We start from the raw sequence: 2,724 nt of genomic DNA, 5'->3' as shown, positions 1-2,724 counted from the left end.
CGCAAACGACCGCTCTCTTGGTCGATTGGATATGGCGAGGAAACCTCGCCATCCCATCCTAACGGAATGCTCCGCAAACGACCGCTTTTTCCCCTATCCAAGGGGAGGCTTTAAACGAGGATTATTTAATTATTAATAATTAATAATTAATAATTGGGTAACAAACATTTATTAAATTGGTATTACTGCTATTAAACCTACATTCCGCACAACAAAATGTAGTACCAAACGAGGAATCAGAATTTAGGACTCATAATCCAGGAGAAAGTCATAATAGTCAACAATTAAGTAAGTATTTATGTCTTAATATTTTCCTGATAATTTGACTCTTGAGAAAGTTAAATATAGATAATTCATAGAGTATAAATAATTACCAAATCACGGCTTTTCATGCTAATTTTGATACTACAAATTGAACTGCGCAATGTGGGATTAAAACTTTCACAAGAAGAGTAACAAATGTATTAATTTTGAAGTGTTTTAAAGGCAAAAGTCAAGAAGTAAAAGTGAAAGCATAGCATTGTCAGATAAAAAACTTTACCTTTCATCTCAGCGAGAGCCATTTCCCTATGAAAATTACTTGTTTGAGAATTCTAATGACTAGAAAAAACTCCCCTTTCTCGCAGTTGCTGCATAAAATATTCTTCCAGACTAATCCTTTCTATATTCATATTAATTAGTGTAGCTTTCATTAATCCTAGACTAACTAAAAATTCTTGAGGATCTCCCTGCAAATGACCTTGCCAAAAATTATTTTCAAATTCTAAATCTGGTATCCATTGTTTAAGTATTTCCAGATTACCACTTTTACCCTTAACATAATAGGTTTCATTTGTACCTAATATTTCATCCAAAGTACCGATACAAATTAATTCTCCTTCTGCAAGGATAGCAATACGATCGCAAATTTTCTCCACATCTGATAAAACATGACTATTAAAAAAAATAGTCTTTCCTTGTTCTTTAAGTGAGACAATAATTTCTCTGATTTGATAACGCCCCATTGGATCTAAACCTGACATAGGTTCATCTAAAAACACTAACTCTGGGTCATTAATCAAAGCTTGCGCCATACCAACTCTTTGCAACATCCCTTTAGAATATTGACGTAGTTGTTTTCTAATAGCTGTTGATTTAGATAATCCAACTAATTCAAGTAACTCTGGAATTCTTTGTTTTTGTATTGATTTAGATATTTGAAATAATCCTGCTACAAACTCCAAAAATTCCCATCCAGTTAAGTAGTCATAAAAATAGGGATTTTCTGGTAAGTAGCCAATTTTTTCTTTAACCGGGCGATCGCCTATGGGTTGCCCTAATAAAATTCCTGAGCCAGAGGTAGGGCAAACAATTCCTAATAAAGTTTTAAGTAGGGTAGTTTTACCTGCACCATTCTGCCCCAAAAGTCCAAAAGTTTCCCCTTGATAAACTGTCAAATTACAGTTTTTAAGAGACTCTATTTTTTGATTCATCCAAAAGCCAGTGCGGTATGATTTAGCTAAATTAGAAGTTTCTATCACTGGCAATTTTTCTGGTACTTTCTCTTCAATTGGAAAATTGACAGTAGATTCCATAAAAATTCAGTCTATATATTTAATGTCTTATTTTTTAGCATAAACTGAATTAACACTTAGATATCAGAACACGGAAAGTTAGTTTTTTTATAGCTTTTAAGATAGATGACTTTACGTTACAATCAAAACTTTGTAGGGACATTCCATGGAACTTACCTACTGTGGTCTAACTATATTAAAGCTTCTGTACATACGATTTACCAATTTTTGAGTTCTAAACACTACAAATATAATTACTATCAGCATGATGGTGTTAATTTACTTATAACTTACAGAGATACCACATATATAGCGTAAAAACTATAACGTTATAGTTTTTGAACTCTATATATAGTAGCTTTGCGTAAGTCCTGTTACTACTTATTGAATATATTGTTTTTGTCTAAGTCTTATTTGTAGTTCAATTATATATTGTGTAAAAGTAAGAATAGTTAATAAGTTAGAAAACCAAATTTTAGGAAACTTTGATTTTTTGCATAAATTTAATTTAAATTTTGATTTACCAACCATTTCTCAGCATTTTTTCTATCTGGGAACGAATATCATAAGTATCATTTACACATTTACCAAAACATATAATATCAACTCCAACATACTTACCATCCTTATGACAGACAATATTAAAAACAGCATTGCCTCTTGCATACCGAGAAGATGCACCAGTCACAGTTTTGATTAGTCCTGTTGCTACTAAACTGCTCATTTTCTGTACTGCTTTAGCTGCACAATCTGACTCATTTGTAGTAGAAACAGGCTCCCAACCTGTGCTACCTCCTGGAGCCTCTGTTACATTTTGTGCATTTACTTCTTTAGAAAAAGACCCAAATATTAATACCAGAGCTGTGCAACTAACAAATATTGACTTTGTAATTTTATTAGTAATTTTCATATTTATCCAACCTTTATAGCGCTAGGGAATAGGGAATAGGGAATAGGTATGGGGTAAACTGTCAAAGGGTTTTCCTACGGAATACTGCGCAAACAGGATTTAGAAATGTCCGCGCCCTGAATGCGTAGTGTTATATCTTAAAATTTTTCATCAAACAAATAAAAAAAACCCCTCCTAAAGGGAGGGGTTTTTTTAGTAATTAAGATTTAATCAATCAGTTAAAAATTAACCCTTGATAGCAGGAGCTTCAACAGAAGCTAA

Annotated in this window: 2 protein-coding genes; both read right to left on the bottom strand. The window is 32.5% G+C overall.

All coding sequences use genetic code 11. From position 1 onward, the window contains the following. Positions 1-593: 593 nt before the first annotated feature. Positions 594-1,574 carry an ABC transporter ATP-binding protein gene (locus ACP6PL_RS14980; protein WP_426546064.1) on the bottom strand — a complete coding sequence of 327 codons (981 nt, stop codon included), beginning with the start codon at positions 1,572-1,574 and terminating at the stop codon, positions 594-596. 499 nt (positions 1,575-2,073) lie between these two features. Then, positions 2,074-2,463 carry a hypothetical protein gene (locus ACP6PL_RS14975; protein ID WP_426546063.1) on the bottom strand — a complete coding sequence of 130 codons (390 nt, stop codon included), beginning with the start codon at positions 2,461-2,463 and terminating at the stop codon, positions 2,074-2,076. Positions 2,464-2,724: the final 261 nt, after the last annotated feature.

The sequence above is a fragment of the Dapis purpurea BLCC-M126 genome (assembly GCF_050015975.1).
Taxonomy (GTDB): Bacteria; Cyanobacteriota; Cyanobacteriia; order Cyanobacteriales; family Microcoleaceae; genus Trichodesmium.
The sequence above is the reverse complement of the archived record's forward strand: the minus strand, read 5'-3'. Positions and strand labels throughout refer to the sequence as shown.

Coding starts and splice junctions, on each gene's coding strand:
- ACP6PL_RS14980 (WP_426546064.1), bottom strand. CDS start 1,574: ATGGAATCTACTGTCAATTTTCCAATTGAAGAGAAAGTACCAGAAAAA.
- ACP6PL_RS14975 (WP_426546063.1), bottom strand. CDS start 2,463: ATGAAAATTACTAATAAAATTACAAAGTCAATATTTGTTAGTTGCACA.